Annotated in this window: 18 protein-coding genes; 5 read left to right on the top strand and 13 right to left on the bottom strand. The window is 60.1% G+C overall.

Translation table 11 applies throughout. From position 1 onward, the window contains the following. Nucleotides 1-14: 14 nt before the first annotated feature. Entirely contained in the window at nt 15-425 is a 411-nt protein-coding gene (locus AC1DM5_RS00975) for a DUF6678 family protein (protein ID WP_477821290.1), read from the top strand. Between the two features lie 33 nt (nt 426-458). Here AC1DM5_RS00975 and maiA read toward each other — a convergent pair whose 3' ends face one another. The 3 genes from maiA to AC1DM5_RS00960 all read right to left on the bottom strand — a co-directional run bounded on the left by maiA (nt 459) and on the right by AC1DM5_RS00960 (nt 2,168). Beyond that, complete coding sequence (gene maiA, locus AC1DM5_RS00970; RefSeq protein WP_477821289.1) at nt 459-1,109, bottom strand: maleylacetoacetate isomerase; 651 nt, start codon at nt 1,107-1,109, stop codon at nt 459-461. A 154-nt stretch (nt 1,110-1,263) separates the two neighbouring features. Next, a complete protein-coding gene (locus AC1DM5_RS00965) occupies nt 1,264-1,548 on the bottom strand; it encodes a YciI family protein (protein WP_477821288.1) in 285 nt (94 codons plus the stop codon). A gap of 35 nt (nt 1,549-1,583) precedes the next feature. Then, a complete protein-coding gene (locus tag AC1DM5_RS00960) occupies nt 1,584-2,168 on the bottom strand; it encodes a TetR/AcrR family transcriptional regulator (protein ID WP_477821287.1) in 585 nt (194 codons plus the stop codon). Between the two features lie 167 nt (nt 2,169-2,335). On the opposite strand from AC1DM5_RS00960, the gene AC1DM5_RS00955 reads away from it, so the two are divergent. After that, nucleotides 2,336-2,824 carry a hypothetical protein gene (locus AC1DM5_RS00955; protein WP_477821286.1) on the top strand — a complete coding sequence of 163 codons (489 nt, stop codon included), beginning with the start codon at nt 2,336-2,338 and terminating at the stop codon, nt 2,822-2,824. Nucleotides 2,825-2,866: 42 nt separating this feature from the next. On the opposite strand, the gene AC1DM5_RS00950 is transcribed toward AC1DM5_RS00955, so the two are convergent. From AC1DM5_RS00950 to AC1DM5_RS00930, 5 genes are all read right to left on the bottom strand, one after another. Further along, nucleotides 2,867-3,688, bottom strand: coding sequence for an ABC transporter ATP-binding protein (locus AC1DM5_RS00950; RefSeq protein ID WP_477821285.1), 822 nt, complete (start codon nt 3,686-3,688; stop codon nt 2,867-2,869). Nucleotides 3,689-3,699: 11 nt separating this feature from the next. After that, nucleotides 3,700-4,536, bottom strand: a complete 837-nt coding sequence (gene ssuC / locus AC1DM5_RS00945; protein WP_477821284.1) for an aliphatic sulfonate ABC transporter permease SsuC — start codon at nt 4,534-4,536, stop codon at nt 3,700-3,702. Between the two features lie 91 nt (nt 4,537-4,627). Continuing rightward, a complete protein-coding gene (gene ssuD / locus AC1DM5_RS00940; protein WP_477821283.1) occupies nt 4,628-5,803 on the bottom strand; it encodes an FMNH2-dependent alkanesulfonate monooxygenase in 1,176 nt (391 codons plus the stop codon). 65 nt (nt 5,804-5,868) lie between these two features. Beyond that, nucleotides 5,869-6,834: an aliphatic sulfonate ABC transporter substrate-binding protein gene (locus AC1DM5_RS00935; protein WP_477821282.1), complete on the bottom strand. Its 966-nt coding sequence runs from the start codon at nt 6,832-6,834 to the stop codon at nt 5,869-5,871. A gap of 239 nt (nt 6,835-7,073) precedes the next feature. After that, nucleotides 7,074-8,039: an aliphatic sulfonate ABC transporter substrate-binding protein gene (locus AC1DM5_RS00930; RefSeq protein ID WP_477821281.1), complete on the bottom strand. Its 966-nt coding sequence runs from the start codon at nt 8,037-8,039 to the stop codon at nt 7,074-7,076. Nucleotides 8,040-8,305: 266 nt separating this feature from the next. Between AC1DM5_RS00930 and AC1DM5_RS00925 the strand changes: the two genes are divergently transcribed. Together AC1DM5_RS00925 and AC1DM5_RS00920 are read left to right on the top strand one after the other, a co-directional pair. Continuing rightward, nucleotides 8,306-9,175 carry an NAD(P)-dependent oxidoreductase gene (locus tag AC1DM5_RS00925; RefSeq protein ID WP_477821280.1) on the top strand — a complete coding sequence of 290 codons (870 nt, stop codon included), beginning with the start codon at nt 8,306-8,308 and terminating at the stop codon, nt 9,173-9,175. 13 nt (nt 9,176-9,188) lie between these two features. Then, a complete protein-coding gene (locus AC1DM5_RS00920; protein ID WP_477974452.1) occupies nt 9,189-9,872 on the top strand; it encodes a DNA alkylation repair protein in 684 nt (227 codons plus the stop codon). Nucleotides 9,873-9,998: 126 nt separating this feature from the next. On the opposite strand, the gene AC1DM5_RS00915 is transcribed toward AC1DM5_RS00920, so the two are convergent. The 5 genes from AC1DM5_RS00915 to AC1DM5_RS00895 all read right to left on the bottom strand — a co-directional run bounded on the left by AC1DM5_RS00915 (nt 9,999) and on the right by AC1DM5_RS00895 (nt 15,022). Beyond that, the gene (locus tag AC1DM5_RS00915; RefSeq protein WP_477821278.1) at nt 9,999-10,931 is read right to left on the bottom strand and encodes a LysR substrate-binding domain-containing protein; all 933 of its coding nucleotides are present in this window, start codon (nt 10,929-10,931) and stop codon (nt 9,999-10,001) included. A 442-nt stretch (nt 10,932-11,373) separates the two neighbouring features. Continuing rightward, nucleotides 11,374-12,411: a porin gene (locus AC1DM5_RS00910; RefSeq protein ID WP_477821277.1), complete on the bottom strand. Its 1,038-nt coding sequence runs from the start codon at nt 12,409-12,411 to the stop codon at nt 11,374-11,376. Between the two features lie 865 nt (nt 12,412-13,276). Continuing rightward, nucleotides 13,277-13,765: an Lrp/AsnC family transcriptional regulator gene (locus AC1DM5_RS00905; RefSeq protein ID WP_007816294.1), complete on the bottom strand. Its 489-nt coding sequence runs from the start codon at nt 13,763-13,765 to the stop codon at nt 13,277-13,279. Nucleotides 13,766-13,835: 70 nt separating this feature from the next. Then, complete coding sequence (locus AC1DM5_RS00900; protein WP_477821375.1) at nt 13,836-14,477, bottom strand: uracil-DNA glycosylase family protein; 642 nt, start codon at nt 14,475-14,477, stop codon at nt 13,836-13,838. Next, the gene (locus tag AC1DM5_RS00895; protein ID WP_477821276.1) at nt 14,474-15,022 is read right to left on the bottom strand and encodes a thermonuclease family protein; all 549 of its coding nucleotides are present in this window, start codon (nt 15,020-15,022) and stop codon (nt 14,474-14,476) included. Before AC1DM5_RS00895 ends, AC1DM5_RS00900 begins: the two co-directional genes overlap by 4 nt. Nucleotides 15,023-15,128: 106 nt before the next feature. Here AC1DM5_RS00895 and AC1DM5_RS00890 point away from each other — a divergent pair, with 106 nt between their 5' ends. Beyond that, nucleotides 15,129-16,664 (top strand): sensor histidine kinase, encoded by a 1,536-nt coding sequence (locus AC1DM5_RS00890; protein WP_477821374.1) that lies wholly within the window; start codon nt 15,129-15,131, stop codon nt 16,662-16,664. Nucleotides 16,665-16,671: the final 7 nt, after the last annotated feature.

Here is a 16,671-nt window from a genome sequence, read left to right as displayed (position 1 = left end):
GCGAAGGAGCGACAATGGATAAGAAGATCTACGTCCTTCTGACGGAACGAGGCCTAGCCTCGCACATGAACGATACGAAGTGGCGGGAACTCGGCGCGGCGATAGCCGAACTTCCGTTTCCGCCTGCCTATCAAGTCAAGACGCTGGATGAGACCGAGCCATATCCTTCTGCGATGGAACCGGCGCCGACATATTGGGGTGACTGGGGAAGGACATATGAGGCGGCGCTGGGCGTTCACATCGAGTGGGTCAAGGTCGCGCCACGATACAAACGGGTCACAGGCCGCCTGCTCGAACCTGTCATCGATGATTGCTCGGACGGGTTGCGCGCGTTGCTCATGCGGCTACGCATGCCCTTCGTCGAAAGCGACGGCTTTTTCACGATCTACGGACATGCCGCCGGCATCGATTTCGACCGTGACTGAAGCCTGCCTTCGGGTCCGGCGAGCCCGGATTGTCTAATGAGCGTTCGAGTAACCGGGCTGCCTGGACGGGTGCGCCTGCGCAAACTCCGGCATGTCGAAGCAGCGCTTCCCGAGAGCCGCCACGGCCGGAAAGGCTGAGAGGTCAATCTTGTTGAACTCGGCCAAGACGATCTGGCCGGCGATGCAGATATCGGCAATGCCGGGGGTCTCGCCCAGCGCAAAGGGTGTGGGCGGGCGCCGCGTGAGCAGGCGCTCGTAGGTCGCAAGTCCCTCCGTCGTCCAATGCCGGCACCATGTCTCGATCGCGGATGCATCTGCGCCGAATGCCTGGCCGAGATGTTTGCGCACGCGCGGCACGATCAGCGGATGCGCATCGGCGACGGCAACCAGCGCCAGCGACCGAGCATAGGCTTTCTCCCTGGCATCCTCGGGCATCAGGCGCGGCTGCGGATGGATATCGTCGAGATATTCCATGATCGCCAGCGACTGAAAGACGCGATGGCCATCGTGAACCAGGGTGGGCACGACGTGCTCGGCGTTCACTTCGGCATAAGCAGCATCGAACTGACGCCCGGAGAGAATATCGATTTCGATTTCCTCGAACGGCAGTTTCTTCAGGGCAAGCGCGACGCGGACGCGAAAAGCCGCGTTTGAGCGCCAGAAGCCGTAGAGTTGAATGGTCATGGGAGTGATCCGCTCTGATTGAATGCCAGGTCTCGCGATGATGCGAACCTGCCCCAATCTAGCGGATGATCCGCCCTCGCGTCTCGCCTCGCGCCACTGCAGCGACGCAATGTCACTTGCCGGCATTCAGGTGCGCGACGAAATCTCCCGCGCGCTAAGCCTTCACAAAGGACAGCCGCTCGTCAACGCGGCTCGGGGCAATCTCGATAATGTCGACGCTGACGACGCCCTCGGCGACGAAAGGATCATCCTTCACTAGGCTCTCCAGCGCCTCACGCGCAATGCCGTGAGCGAGAACGGCGCCACCGACATTTGGCCGAATGCTGCCGACAAGCAGAAAAAAGCCATCGTCGAAGCCGCGCTTGATCCAGGCATTGTGCCCTTCCATATGCTGGGCTGCCTTGCTCTTGTCCGCAAATTTCAACGTGACGACGAACATCGATATCTCCCGGGATGATCTGGTGATGAAAAAGATCAGGCAGCGCGTGCGCTACCGGCGATTTGCGCATCTAGCCAAACGCCCATGTCTTCGACCTCGCGGCGTATGAAATCTTCGTCGCGGAAGGCGGCGGCAAGCGAGGCAACACCCTGGCTTCGCATCAGCACGTGCATGGAAAGCCTGTCGGCATCAGTCTCTATGCCGAGCGCCACAAACTGCCGTGTCAGCCAGTTGCGAAACAGCGTGAAGATCTCCGCCGCATCGGCCTTGGCCGCGTGGTCGAGCTTGGCAAGCTCGTTACAAAGCGTGCCAACCGGGCAGCCATAGGCCATGATCTTGGTGAGGTTCATGATGAGGATATTGACGAAGCTCCTGACACGGTCGGCAGGCCGCTCATCTTTCGTTTCCCATGCGTCAAGCATCGCCTGCGTATTCGCCATCCGCAGGGCAATGACGGCATCAAGAATCTCGTCCTTGGTTTTGAAATGATAATAGAAATTGCCCCGCGACAGGTCGACGGCCACAGCTATATGGGCAAATGAAGTCGCCTCGAACCCGCGCTCGTAAAAGAGCTGGTCCGCAGCCTGTACGATCTCTCTGCGCGTATCCTCGGCACTCATCGGCTTCCCTCGCGACCGCTCTAGGCCATTTGTCCTAATTCACTTCTAGGACGATTGACCTAATCCACGCAAGTCAAATTTCTTCCAACCGGCGAATAACCATCCAGGGACGAATTGACAAAATCCACATCGCGAGGTTGTCTCTGTCTCTCAATGGGGAGCAACGGATGAGGCTGGCATATCTTTCCGGAACTCTGGTGGCGTCGATGGCGTTCGCCTGCGCAGGCTCTGCGGCGGCGGCCGATGTTCTCCACCAAAACGCACTCCTGAATATCCCTGTCGGAAAAGTAGCGGAATTCTCTCGTCTCTCATCCTTCGACGCACAACTAGTCTGCCTGATGCAGCCCTATCAGAATCGCCTGCATTTCGAAGGTGCCGAGGCGGTCAAAGCGAACGAGTATCTGACGGCGACGAACTTCAAGGCCGACGAAAGCCGCTTTTCTTACGTGCTGATCGGAAAGCAAACCGTTGCGGTAGCAACTTTCAACCGTTCCCAGCAGCTCGATGCCATGGCCAAGCACGAGGTCTCCCCGTCGCTTGAGGCGAGAATTCCGGATAACTTCGTTGCCAGCGACTGCGCCGCCGGCGAAGCAGCGGCGTTTCACAGCGTCGAATTTGATGGCAGAACTTATCTCATCCTCGGTGAATTACACTGAGCCGATGTCTGTGTGTGAGCAGCGCCAGTCATCTTGGCACGCCTAATGCCCGCCATCGCTACCGAGGATCGCCGACAGCAGCCGCCCTTCGAGCTCCGCCAACGCCGGATTGCCGTGGCGGCGCGGGTGCGGATAGGGAATGGCGAGATCGAGCGCAATGCGGCCCTCTTCCAGCACGATCACCCGGTCGGCGAGATGCACGGCTTCGCTGACATCATGGGTGACGAGTACAGTGGTGCATCCGAGTTCGCGCCAGACGCGGTTCAGCAATTGCTGCATGCTGATGCGAGTGATCGCATCCAGCGCGCCGAGCGGTTCATCGAGCGCCAGAATGCCCGGCTTGCTGACGAGCGCGCGGGCAAGCGCCACGCGCTGGCGCTGGCCGCCCGAAAGACGTGCCGGCCATTCGCCTGCCTTTTCGGCAAGCTGCACTTCGTCGAGCACTGCCTTCGCTTCCATAAGCGCGCGCTTCTTCTCGACGCCTTCGCCAAGGCCGACGACGACATTGTCGGCGACGCTGAGCCAGGGCAAGAGCCGCGGTTCCTGGAAGACGATGCGAGCATTCGGATGCGTCTCGCTGCCATCAGCGCCTTCGAAGTGTAGATCGCCCGACGTGAGTTCATCGAGGCCCATCAGGATGCGCAGCAGCGTGCTCTTGCCGCAGCCGCTCTTCCCGATAACGGCGACGAACTGGCCGGCCGGAATATGCAGATTGATGCCGCGCAGCACCCGGTTGGCGCCAAAACTCTTTTCGAGACCGGAAAGGGTGATGGCCGCCGCGCCCTCGCCGGCGACGACCGACTGGCTCTCGGAGAATTCTACAGCTTCGGCGGCATGAAAACGTTCGTGCGTGACAACAGTCATGGCTTCAACTCCTACTTGGCGTAAACCGGGTTCCACTTGAGCGTCTGACGCTCCAGCACGCGGGCGACGACATCGGCGAGCTTGCCGAGCACGGCATAGATGACGAGCGCCAGCACCACGACATCGGTCATCATGAATTCGCGGGCATTGTTGGCCATATGGCCGATGCCCGCGGATGCGGCGATCGATTCCGAGACGATCAGCGTCAGCCACATGATGCCGAGCGCATAGCGCAGGCCGACGAAGATCGATGGCAGCGCGCCGGGGAAGATCACCTTGCGGAACAGGGTCCAGCCGCTCATGCCATAGACCTTGCCCATCTCGATCAGGTCGCGATCGACATTGCGCACACCATGATAGGTGTTGAGATAGACCGGGAAGAGCACGCCGAGCGAGGTGAGGAACAGCTTCGATTCCTCGCCGATCCCGAACCAGAGGATGACGAGCGGGATCATCGCCAGGTGCGGAATGGTCCGTAGCATCTGCAGCGTCGTATCCGTCAGCTGCTCCGAGAGCTTCGACACGCCATTGGCAATGCCGAGCAGGAAGCCGATCGAACCGCCGACCAGCAGACCGGCAAAGGCGCGCGCTGCGCTGACGAGAACATCTTCAGGCAATTGCCCCGAGATCGTCGTCGTCCAGAAGGCGCTCGCCACATCGGCCGGCGACGGCATGATGCGCGAGGAAATCCAGCCGAGAGAACAGCCGAGCTGCCAGAGTGCGATGATCGCAACCGGCACCAGATAGGGCAGCAGCTTGTCGCGGCCGGGCAGCGGCAGGCGGAAACCCGCCCTGCCCTTGCTCGTCTCGGCGGCAGCCCGCGCAAACGGCGTATCGAAAGTCGACATGGATATCTTCCTCGCGCTTCGGTTCTGAGCAATTCCGGCAAAGCTGTGCGGGGCTTCGTGTCCGGAACTGCGTTGGGAAAAGCGGCCCCGATCAGGAGCCGGAAACGACCTTCAGGTTGCCGCCATGGCTACCGCCGGCAAAAACCTTCTTGCGGCCGAACTCGTTGTTGAAGCTCAGGCGCTGTTCGTCCCTGTTGATGCCGAGTTCCGGGAAGAGCAGTTCGGCGACGCGATAGGCCTCTTCCAGATGCGGATAGCCGGAGCCGATGACTGTATCGATGCCGACTTCCTGATATTCGCGCAGGCGCGCAGCAACGGTCTTCGGCGAGCCGACGAGCGCGGTACCCGCACCGGCGCGCACCAGACCGATACCAGCCCAGAGGTTCGGGGAGACTTCAAGCTTGTCGCGGCGGCCGCCATGGAGGGCTGCCATACGCTTCTGGCCGACGGAGTCGGATTCCTTGACGAAACGCTCCTGCGCCTCGGCAATCGTCTCGTCATCGAGATGGCGGATCAGGCGGTCAGCTGCTTCCCATGCCTCTTCGTCCGTCTCGCGAACGATGAAGTGCAGGCGGATGCCGAAGGAGACTTCGCGGCCCTTGCCGGCAGCGGCAGCGCGCACCTTCTGAACCTTTTCGGCAACCTGTGCCGGCGGTTCGCCCCAGGTCAGGTACTTGTCGACACGGCCGACGGCGAAATCGATGCCGGCATCCGAGGAGCCACCGAAATAGAGCGGCGGGCGCGGCGATTGCACCGAGGGGAAGCCGAGGCGGGCATCGGTCGCTTTTATGTACTTGCCGTCATAGCTGGCGACACCCTTTTCGAGCAGTTCTTCGAAGACATGGAAGAACTCGTCGGCATGGGCGTAGCGCTCGTCATGCTCCAGATGGATGCCGTCGCCGGCAAGCTCTGCCGGGCTGCCGCCAACGACGATGTTGAGCAGCAGGCGGCCGTTGGAGATGCGGTCGAGCGTGGTGGCAAGACGGGCATAGTAAGCGGGAGATGCTGTGCCGGGGCGGATCGCCACCAGGAACTGCAGCTTCTCGGTCCGCGCTGCCAGCGCCGAAGCCATCACGAAGGATTCCTCGCAGGCGACACCGGTCGGCAGCAGCACGCCGGAATAGCCGAGACGGTCGACCGCCTGGGCGATCTGCGTGAGGTAGCCGATCTCCGGCGCGCGGTTGAGATCGGTGGAGCCGAGATAGGTGCCGTCCCCTGAAGTCGGGATGAACCAGAGGAAATTGATCGGGTCGGATGAAGCGGTCATGAGCGCATTCCTTTCTTATAACTGTCTGAAATCGGCGGTGCGGCTGTTAGCTCGCCCGGCGGCTGTCAGCTCGCCTTCGGGTGCCAGACGATATCGCTGACCTTGAGCTGCTTCGGCACGATCTTGAGCTTGTAGAAATCGTCGGCGAGCGCCTGCTGATAGGTGAGCGCGGCATCCGGCACGAGAGAGATCTTGCCGAGGTTGGCCTGGCTGCGGGTGAGCGTCACGCGGGTGATATCGGCAGGTACGCCGGTGATCTGGGCCAGCGCCTTCACCGTGTCGTCAAGATTGGCCTGGGCGGCCGCGCCGACCTTGGCGAGCTCATCGATCACATCGACGATCACTTCGGGATTGGCGCCGGTAAAGGTACCGTTACCGAGGAAATAGCCCCAGTTGTCGAGCAGGCCTTCGGAGGTCGTCAGCACCCGTGTCTGCGGATCGGCCTCGGCCACCGCGAAGAAGGGATCCCAGATCGCCCAGGCATCGATGCTGCCGGTCTTGAAGGCCGCTCCCGCATCCGGCGGCGGCAGATCGACTTCGGTAACATCGGCAAGCGAAAGCCCAGCCTTGGCGAGCACCTTGAGCGCAAAATTATGGGCGCTGGAGCCACGCTTATAGGCGATTTTCTTGCCCTTCAGATCCTCGAGTTTCTGGATCGGTGAATCCTTCTGGACGAGAAGCCCGTGAAAGGCGGCAGGCCCGCGATAGGCGCCGACATAGAGAAGATCACCGCCGGCCGCCTGTGCGAAGAGCGGCGGCACATCGCCGGAGACGCCGAAATCCAGCGCGCCGGCACCCACGGCTTCGAGCAGCGGCGGGCCCGACGTGAACTCATTCCACTCGACGCTGACGCCCTTGGCCTCAAGCCGCTTTTCCAGCGCGCCCGAGGCCTTGGCGAGTGGCAGCACGCCGAACTTCTGCCAGCCGATGCGAAGCGTCGTGGCCGCTGCCTTTGCGGAGCGAACCTGCGGCAGGATGGTGGCGGCGGCCGCAGCGCCGAATAGGCCGAGCGTCTGTCTGCGAGTGAACATGAAATCTCTTCTCCGTTCTGGTGGCTTTCGGCCGTTCCCTGCTGCGAACCAATGTCGCGAACCGGTCGCGCCTGATCATGCGGAGATACTGACATAGACGACCAATTAGATCGACAATATCAATTTGCTATTCTAACTTGGTCAGGAGAATAATTTTCCCCGGTTCCGCGGCATGGGTACGCTCCCATGCCGCGGTCGCAGGACCCTGCCCCAGCGCCCACCCCAAGCTGCAGGAGAGATCAGCTCGCCTTCGGGCGCCAGACGATATCGCCGGTGGTCAGCTTCTTCGGTACGATACCGAGATTGTAGAACTCGTCGGCCAGCGCCTGCTGATAAGCGGCTGCCGCATCGCTTACCGTCGTCACGCTGCCGAGATCGGCGCCGGGGCGCTGCAGTGTCACCCGTGTCACCTCGGCGGGAACGCCTGTTATTTCCGAGAGCTCCTTGACCGTCGCATCGAGATTGTCCTGCGCCGAGCGGCCGACCTTGGCGAGCTCATCCAGCACGTTCACGATGACCGTGCCGTTCTCGTCTGTGAAATCCTTGTTGGCGAGGAAGAAGCTGTAGGAGTCGACGATACCCTCCGCCGTCGTCAGGATGCGCGTATCGGGATCGGCTTCCGCGATGGCGAGATAGGGATCCCAGATCGACCAGGCATCGATACTGCCGTTCTTGAAGGCGGCTGCCGCATCCGGCGGCGCGAGATCGATCTGCTGCACATCCTCCGGCTTCAGCCCCGCCTTACGTAAGGCTTTGACCGTCACGTTATGAGCGCTTGAACCGCGCTTGAAGGCAACCTTCTTGCCCTTCAGATCTTCCAGCGTCTTGATCGGCGAATCCTTGCGCACGAGGATGGCCGAGCCCGCCGGGCTGCCGCGGTATACGCCGACATAATAGAGCGCACCACCGGCCGCCTGCGCAAAGAGCGGCGGCACGTCGCCCGTCGCACCGAAATCAAGCGCGCCGGCGCCAAGTGCTTCGAGCAGCGGCGGGCCCGAGGTGAATTCCGACCAGCTCACCGTGATCCCCTGATCGGCAAGCCGCTTTTCCAGGGCGCCACGACGCTTGGCGAGCGCCAGCACGCCATTCTTCTGCCAGCCGATGCGAAATTCCGTTGCTGCGGCACGGGCCGGCTTGACGGACGGCAGGATGGCCGTGACGGCTGCGGCTGCGAAAAGCCCGAGCGTCTGTCGACGTGTGATCATCTCTATCCCCTTTTTCTGGCAGGCCTGCGCCTCAGCTGCGCTAGCTTGCCTGTTTCGATGGAGTAATGATGATTTAGTCTATAAATTAGATCGACAAAGAAATTTATCATATTCGCGATATCTGAAACTTTCCCGACCCCGTTTTGTCAGGCTCGGAGAAATTTTGTTCCAAGCTAGGCCTTCTAACCCGTCCTCCTGGCTTTCCGCCGCCCCCCGTTTCCGCTAATCCTCTCACCCTGTTTGCAAGCGGTCATGGAGAACAGCATATGGCGAAAGTCGCTTTCATTGGTCTCGGCGTCATGGGTTTCCCGATGGCGGGACATCTGAAGACAAAGGGCGGCCACGATGTCACCGTCTATAACCGCACGGCCGAAAAGGCTGCTGCCTGGGCAGAAAAATTCTCCGGCAAGTCGGCCCCGACGCCGGCCGGGGCCGCCGATGGCAGCGATTTCGTCTTCGTCTGCGTCGGCAATGACGACGATCTCCGCCAGGTGACTTCAGGTGAAAACGGCGTACTCAAGACCATGAAGCCTGGCTCTGTGCTGATCGACAACACTACGGCCAGCGCTGAAGTCGCCCGCGAACTCTATGAAGCCGCCAAGGCAAAGGGTATCGACTTCATCGACGCTCCTGTCTCCGGCGGCCAGGCCGGTGCTGAAAACGGCGTGCTGACCGTCATGTGCGGCGGCGACGAGGCCGTATTCGAGAAGGCAAAACCTGTTATCGACGCCTATGCCCGCATGGTCGGCCTCATGGGTCCGGCCGGCTCCGGCCAGCTCACCAAGATGATGAACCAGATCTGCATCGCCGGCATCGTCCAGGGCCTCGCCGAAGCCGTGCATTTCGGCAAGCGCGCCGGTCTCGATATCGAAAAGGTGGTCGACGTCATCTCCAAGGGAGCCGCCGGCTCCTGGCAGATGGAAAACCGCCACAAGACCATGAACCAGGGCAAATATGATTTCGGCTTCGCCGTCGACTGGATGCGAAAGGATCTCGGCATCGTGCTGACCGAAGCCCGCCAGAATGGCGCCAAATTGCCGCTGACGGCCCTCGTCGACCAGTTCTACGGCGATGTCCAGGCGCTCGGCGGCAACAGGTGGGACACGTCCTCACTGCTCGCCCGCCTCGAAAAATGACCAAGCCCTGTCAATGATCTCCCCATCTTCGAGTGCAGCAGAACTGATCGCGCATCTTCAGGCGCTGCGCTCTGAAGACAATATCGCTGGCATGGCGCGTTTCGGCATCGTTACCGAGACCGCCATCGGCATTTCCAACCCTGATCTGCAGAGGATCGCCCGGCTCGCAAAGAAGGATCACATCAGAGCGAAGGCGCTATGGGCAAGCGGCATCCGCGAAGCGCGGTTGCTGGCGCTCTACACGTTCGATCCGAAAAGTCTGACGGAAGCCGAGGCCCGCACGCTTGCCGCCGACTTCAACTCTTGGGAAATCGTCGATTGCGCCGCCGACCTCTTCGTCGAGGCGAAACTCGACGCGCTGATCCCGGACTTTGCCGCCGACGAGCGTGAATTCATCAGGCGAACCGCCTTCGCCATGATCGCCGGTGCGGCGGTACACCGGAAGACGGACCCAGATGAAAGCCTGCTTGCCTCCCTGCCGCTGATCGAAGCGCATTCTACCGATAACAGAAACTTCGTCCGCAAGGCCGTCAACTGGGCGCTCCGCAACATCGGCAAGCGCAACCGCGCCTGCCATGGTCAGGCGCTCCCCCTCGCCGAACACCTCGCCGCAAGCACGGACAAGACAGCTCGCTGGATCGGCAAGGATGCGGTCCAGGAACTGACGAGCGAAAAGCTGCTGGCCCGGCTCGGCTAAAGCGCCCGGAGCAATTCCAGCAAAAGTGTGTCGCGGTTTTGCGCCCGGAATTGCGCAAAAACAATGCGGACAATTCCAGCAAAACTTTGCCGCGGTTTTGCCGTAGCACCTGCATGGAACAAAGCCTTATTGTGCTGCGATCGCAGCCCCTGTCGTAACGATCTGATGCTGCTTGGATTTCTCGACGAGGAAATCGATCAGCGCCCGCACCGCCGGCGGCATGCCCTTGGTCGTCGTGAAGACCAGATAGAACTGGCTCTCCACCGTCTGCCACTCCGGCAGCACGCGAACCAGCCGGCCGGATTGGAGATCCGACGCGCAGGCATTTTCCAGGATGAGGCCGTAGCCCACACCTGCCCGAGCAGCATCGAGAATAGCCGTCATGCTGCGGCAGGTGAGCCGCGGCTGATGGCGTACGACCTTCTTCTCGCCATCAGGCCCGACTAGCTCCCAGGTATGGAAGGACATCCAGGTGGTCATGGCAAGCGTCGGCGCATTGCCGAGATCGTCGACGCAGCCGAGTTCGCCCATGCGCTCGACGAGCGAGGGGCTTGCGACCAGGATGCGCCGTGCCCGGTCGAGCTTGCGCATCATCAGGCTCGTCTGTGTTTCCGGCTCGCTCGCCGCGCGGACTTCGACATCGATGCGCTCGTTGATAAGGTCCGTGCGCCGGTCGGAACCGATGATCTGCAGCTTGATCTTGGGGTAGCGCTCCAGGAATTCCGGCAACACCGCTCCGAGCGAAATATCGATGAGGCCGAGCGGACAGCCCATGCGCACGATCCCCTGCGGATCGGACTGGGCCTCCGTGACGATCGACTTGGCACGATCGGCCTCTCTCAGAATCGTCTGGCACTGCTCATAGAAGGCCTGCCCGATCTCCGTCACCCGGAAGTGACGTGTGGAGCGCTCGATCAGCCGGGCGCCCAGGCAATCCTCCAGACGGCTTACGCGTCTGCTCAGCTTGGAGCGGGGTATTTTTAATGTTCGACTTGCGGATGCAAAACCACCGCTGGAGACGACGGCAGCAAAATAGAAGTAGTCGTTAAGATCGTCCATTATCGAAACCTACCCGAGAGTAGTAATGAATGCCAGCCTCTGAAATGCTTATAGCGCCTCACCTGTCACGTTACAGTCACATTATTGGCATCGATTCCCGAGGAATAGAACCTATCCAAACGCGTAGTTCACCGGATGAATATATGCAACTAAAAGGTGCGTATCGCGCAACAAAATAGCGCACGATTGATCAAGGGCAACGAATACATTGATAATTTTTAAATGTGCTCGACGTCGGGAAAAATCAGGATGGAAGCCTGCCGACAAGGTGAAACCGGTAAGCGTGGCGGCGCTCCTGGATTCATATCGGCTTCCAACTGCAAAGGACTGGCCCAGCAGGGAAAACCGGACCAGTCCCTCGTTACTGATCGGAGGTCATTCTGATCAGAAACTCGTGGGTTAGGAGACCCCCGGCATAAAGCCGGGGGTTCCGTCGTTCAGATTAGAATGAGCGCTGCAGACGGAAGTAACCCGTCCAGGTGTCGTCCTGATGTTCCGGCTTCAGGTACTGTACGGAAGCCTTGGCGTAGAAGTTGTCGACGATCTGGTAGTCAACCGTCAGACCAGCCTTCCAGGCATCGTCGAGACCGTCGAAGTCGCTCGGAACAACCTTGCTGCCGCCGAAGTAGTTGCCGTAATACTGAACACCAGGGGTGATCTTCAGCTTGTCAGTTGCCTTGATGGCGTATTCGGCAGCAACTGCCCATTCAGCAGACGAGTAGTAGGAGTTCGGGCCGCTGGAGTAGACAGCTGCGAGGCCGAGCGTGCCCGGGCCGAGTTCAGCCGTACCCATAGCGCGGATAGCGCCGTCTTCGTTGTCGAAGTCCCAGCCGCCGGTGACCTGGTAGCTGAAGGCACCTGCCGTGCCGCCGATGCCGAAGGCAACGCCGACGTTGTTCGGACGTTCGCCAGGCTGGTAGACGCCGTCTTCCAGTTCGTCAACGCTGAGGCCAGCGTAGAAGGTACCGGTTTCGTACTGATAACGGATGGAGTTATGCAGCGTTTCGACTGAGCCGATATCGTCCGTTTCGCCGGAGAGACCATCGTCCCACCAGGAGTAGAAGAGACCAGCGCGGAAGCCCGCGACGTCGAGGTAAGCGGAGTCGAGGTGCGTTTCCTGGCTCGATGCATTGTCAGCATTGGCCTGGAGAACGATCACGCCGGTGAGCGGGCCGTATTCGGTGTCGCTCTTGGCCGTGAACTGAACCTGACCACGGGTAACTGCATCCCAGTCGGAGTCATTGGTGTCTCGGTTGCCGCCGGCGTTCTGGCCGACGTTAACCTGGAAGCGGATGTAGCCTTCGATCTTCAGGCAGGTTTCCGTGCCCGGGATATAGAAGTAGCCGGTGCCGTAGGCGTCGCAGACGCGAACGTACTCAACCGGCTCCGGCTCGGCAGCAACGATTGCGTCTGCTGCGAGTACCGGGGTCGATGCAGCAAAAGCTGCTGCCGACGCAAGCAATACCATCTTGATGTTCATTGTAGAATTCCACTCCTTTGTCGATCGGGGCTTTACCCTGTCTCCGAAGATCCAAAGCCGACCCGTTTGAACAGCCTCACGGCGTGCGGATCGATCGAACCGCCGAACGTTCATCCCACAGACATCTGAGTGTAGCAATTCGTGAAGGGCGCCAACCCACAGTCCGAGCATGCTTTCTGCGCCAAGCGTGGTTTTTATACAACAATTTCAAATGGATAAATAGTTAACGCACAAATACCGCCGCGGTAGCCAATGGCTATCGCAGGCGGCTGAAATGCTCCTCCCAAGGCACCGCAAAAATGGAGCAGAGCTCAAACGTTTTCGCGAAGCAACCGAACTGTAGCGCCGGCTAAGGGCTATATAAAGATGGGAGATTAGGACATAGTGTCCTGAAATCGAACCTAATGGTGCAGATAGCGACCATTAATCGATTTGAGGCCTACTTTTTGTTGCAGAAACAACCATAGGCATGCATTTTGGCGTCGCTTAAACGTTTCGCCAATAGCACAAAAAAATCGTGCACAGCGCGATATTGCGCTGCACGGACATTATAAACGTGCTCCAGATACCCCCGGACCACCCCTCTGAATCGGCACCCGTGCCTCCCAACGCTTGGGCCAATTCATGGCTTGCGTGGCTTCGCATAGTTCCATGACAGGAAGATTACAATTTGGAAAGGTTTCGCGCCGCCGTCAAGTGGCTGGTGCTCCACGAGCACCCTCAGAAGTCACAGATGAACTCCTGAGTCTCCCTGCCCAGCTTGCCTGAGCAGTCTCCAGAGGAGCTTCTACTTCCTCACCGGCGGGCGCGATTCGCTCGCGCCTGCCTTAAAACATCTGCGCTGTCTTGAAAGCGCCTACCCGACTCAGTCTTCGTTAGACTTGGCGTTTTCGAGAAGCATGTAGTCGAGTGGCAGCTGCGTCGAATACTTGATCTGCTCCATCGCGAAGGCAGACGAGACGTCGCGAATCTCGATCTTGGCGATCATCCGCTTGTAGAAGGCGTCGTAGGCGGCAATATCGGGCACGACGACCCGCAGCAGATAATCCACATCGCCGCTCATCCGGTAGAATTCGACCACTTCGGGGAATTCCGCCACGACCTCGGAGAAGCGGCGCAGCCACTCGATGGAATGGGTCGCGGTGCGGATCGACACGAAGACCGTGACCTTGGTGTTGACCTTTTCCGGATCGAGGATCGCCACCCGGCGCTTGATGACGCCGTCTTCCTCCATCTTCTGGATACGCCGCCAGCATGGCGTCGTCGAAAGCCCGACCTTTTTGGCGAGGTCGGCAACGGCGAGCGTCGAATCTTCCTGGAGCAGGCGCAGTATCTTTCGGTCGAGGCGATCCATGCGAAACTAAGTCCTTTTCGAATTATTTTCTTTGTATAGCGCGATTCCGGCCGACGAAAAGAATTTTGTTTCAGAAGGCAAGCATTTTGATTCGCCGGCGCAGCTCGGGAAGCAGTTCTTCTTCGAACCACTGGTGCCGCTTGATCCAGCCGGTATTGCGCCAGCTCGGATGCGGCAGCGGAAGAATCGAAGGCTTGCCCGGTACGGCGAGGCTGTCATGCCATGCCCGCACCGTCTCGGTCATGTTCTCGCGCCTCATAGCGCCCATATGCCAGGCCTGCGCATAACCACCGACGGCAAGCACCAGCTCGATCTGCGGCATGGCCGAAAGCACGCGATCCCGCCAGACCGGCGCGCATTCACGCCGCGGCGGCAGGTCGCTGCCCTTGGCATCATAGCCCGGAAAACAAAAGCCCATCGGCACGATCGCGAATCGATCCCGGTCATAGAAGGTCGGCCGGTCCACCTGCAGCCACTGCCGCAGCCGGTCGCCGGAGGCATCGTCGAATGGCAGTCCGCTTTCATGCACGCGCAGCCCCGGCGCCTGGCCCGCGATCAGCACACGGGCGCGCGATGAGAGCACGGCAACCGGCCGCGGCTCGTGCGGCAGCCGGTCCTCGATGCCGCGCAGCGGCGCATCGCGACAGATCCGGCAGCCGGCAATCTCGGCCCGCAGCCCATCCAGTCGGTCCTCGCTCAACGCGCTATTCATTGCCATCCCGTCCATCCGCCGATCAGCCGCTGCAGGCCGGAGCTTTCATGCCGGGCCTGATCCCTGACATCGCGCGGCATTTCGAAATGGCCGGCCCAGAGCCCGAGCTTTTGCGCCCTCGCCTGCCTTTCCTCCTGCTGATAGCCGCCATAGGAAACCGCCATCCCGGAAGCCACCATGCGCGCATTAATATTGCCGGCACTATTTCGGCAAGTGACCAGCAGCCGGTCGTAGCGATCGCGCTCGTTTCCACCGCATTGCGTAGCGTTGTCAGAAACCAAATGCTGAAGCGCCTGTTGCGCCTGCCTGCCGCAGGCCCAGCCCTGCTCCTGCCGCTCGCAAGTCTGCGACAGTTCCGGTGCATCGATACCCTTCAGCCGCATGCGCTCGCCATCGAGAAAGAGACTATCGCCATCGGCGGCGTGAAAAGCGCCCTGGTGCTGGATGTCGGGTCTGTCATTGAGCTTGGCAGCAATTAATGCAACGAGAGCAAGAAAAGCGAGGGCGGTTGCACCGTCTCGGGTCAACACCAGAAGCCGTGCCACGCTTTTGCCTCCTTGCAAAACAAACCCTTGGCAAAGATGGCAAACATCTTCTTAAGACTTTCCGGTTAAGCTCTTATTCATCTGCGGGACAAATTTCAACGTGCACATGAGTACCGGCGTCAGCACATCGACCGACAAGATCATTGTCGACAAATCGCGCGGCCACCGCAACAAGGCGGTCTCCAAGGCCGTGCGGCAGACGCGTGAACGCCTGCAGTCCGGCCATGCCTCCAGCTCCGCCTTCGATCGTGATGTGCTGCAGATGTATATCGCTGCGGTCCTGCAGGGCGCGGCGATCATGCCGCTTTTCGTCATCATCGTTGCAGCACTCGGCACTTATTTCACCGAGGATGCGAGCCTGTTCTTTTGGGCGTTGCTGACACTGACCTGCCATGCCGTCAATATTCTTCTGGCCCGCCGCGCCAGGAAACAGGAAATTACCGCAGAAGCTGTGCGCCGCTGGCGCAACCTGTTGCTGGCAGGCCAGTTCCTGATCGGCTGCTGCTGGGCAGTCTTTGCCCTGCAGGGCTGTTCGGCCTGCGAACCTTCGAGCTTCACGCTCTATAAGGGTGCCACACTGCTGATCGCGCTGTCGGTCACGACCATGTCGAATTTCATGCTGACGCGCGCCGTACTCGTCGGCTTTGCGCCTGCGGTCGTAGCGCTTGCCGCAAAGAGCGGCCTGTCGCGCGATATTCTTGAACTCTCCCTGACCGGCGTCTTCACCATGACGGTGGTCTTCTTCAATTACATCAGCGACCGGCTCTTCCAGTTCAGCCTGAGGATCCTGTCTTTCCAGTCGGAAAAGGACGATCTGATCGCCGAGCTGGAAGTGGCCAAATCCATGTCGGACGAGGCTCGCCGCCGTGCCGAGGAGGCAAACCTCGCCAAGTCGCGCTTCCTCGCCTCTATGTCGCATGAGCTGCGCACGCCGCTGAATGCCATCCTCGGCTTCTCCGAGGTCATGTCGGCAGAGGTCATGGGGCCGCTCGCAAATCCGACCTATAAGGAATATGCCGGCGATATCCATCGCTCCGGCCAGCATCTGCTCGATCTCATCAACGAAATCCTCGACCTGTCGCGAATCGAAGCCGGCAAGTATGAGTTGAGCGAAGAGGCGATTTCTCTGCTCGATATAACAGAGGACTGCATCGGCATGGTGCAACTTCGCGCCCGCGCCAAGAACATCACCATCCACGATCAGGTCGAGCGCCAGCTTCCGGCGATCTGGGCGGATGAGAAATCCATGCGCCAGGTGGTGCTTAATCTGCTTTCCAATGCTGTGAAATTCACGCCTCAGGGTGGAGAAATCAACGTCAAGGTTGGCTGGACGGCCGGCGGCGGCCAGTACATCTCCATCAGGGATAATGGCCCCGGCATTCCCGAAGACGAAATCCCGGTCGTGCTGTCGGCCTTCGGTCAGGGCTCGATCGCCATCAAGAGCGCCGAACAGGGCACCGGCCTCGGCCTGCCGATCGTTCAGGCGATCCTTGCCAAGCATGACGGTCAATTCATTTTGAAATCCAGGCTGCGCGAAGGCACCGAAGTCATCGCCATCCTGCCGGCCAAGCGCGTGCTGCAGAGCATCCCGGCGGTGGAAGAAGCTCAGCCGGTCACCAAGAAGCGTCGCAGCTTCGCTTAGTCATCCC

It is taken from the genome of Rhizobium sp. 01T437, from assembly GCF_056398505.1.
The sequence above is the reverse complement of the archived record's forward strand: the minus strand, read 5'-3'. Positions and strand labels throughout refer to the sequence as shown.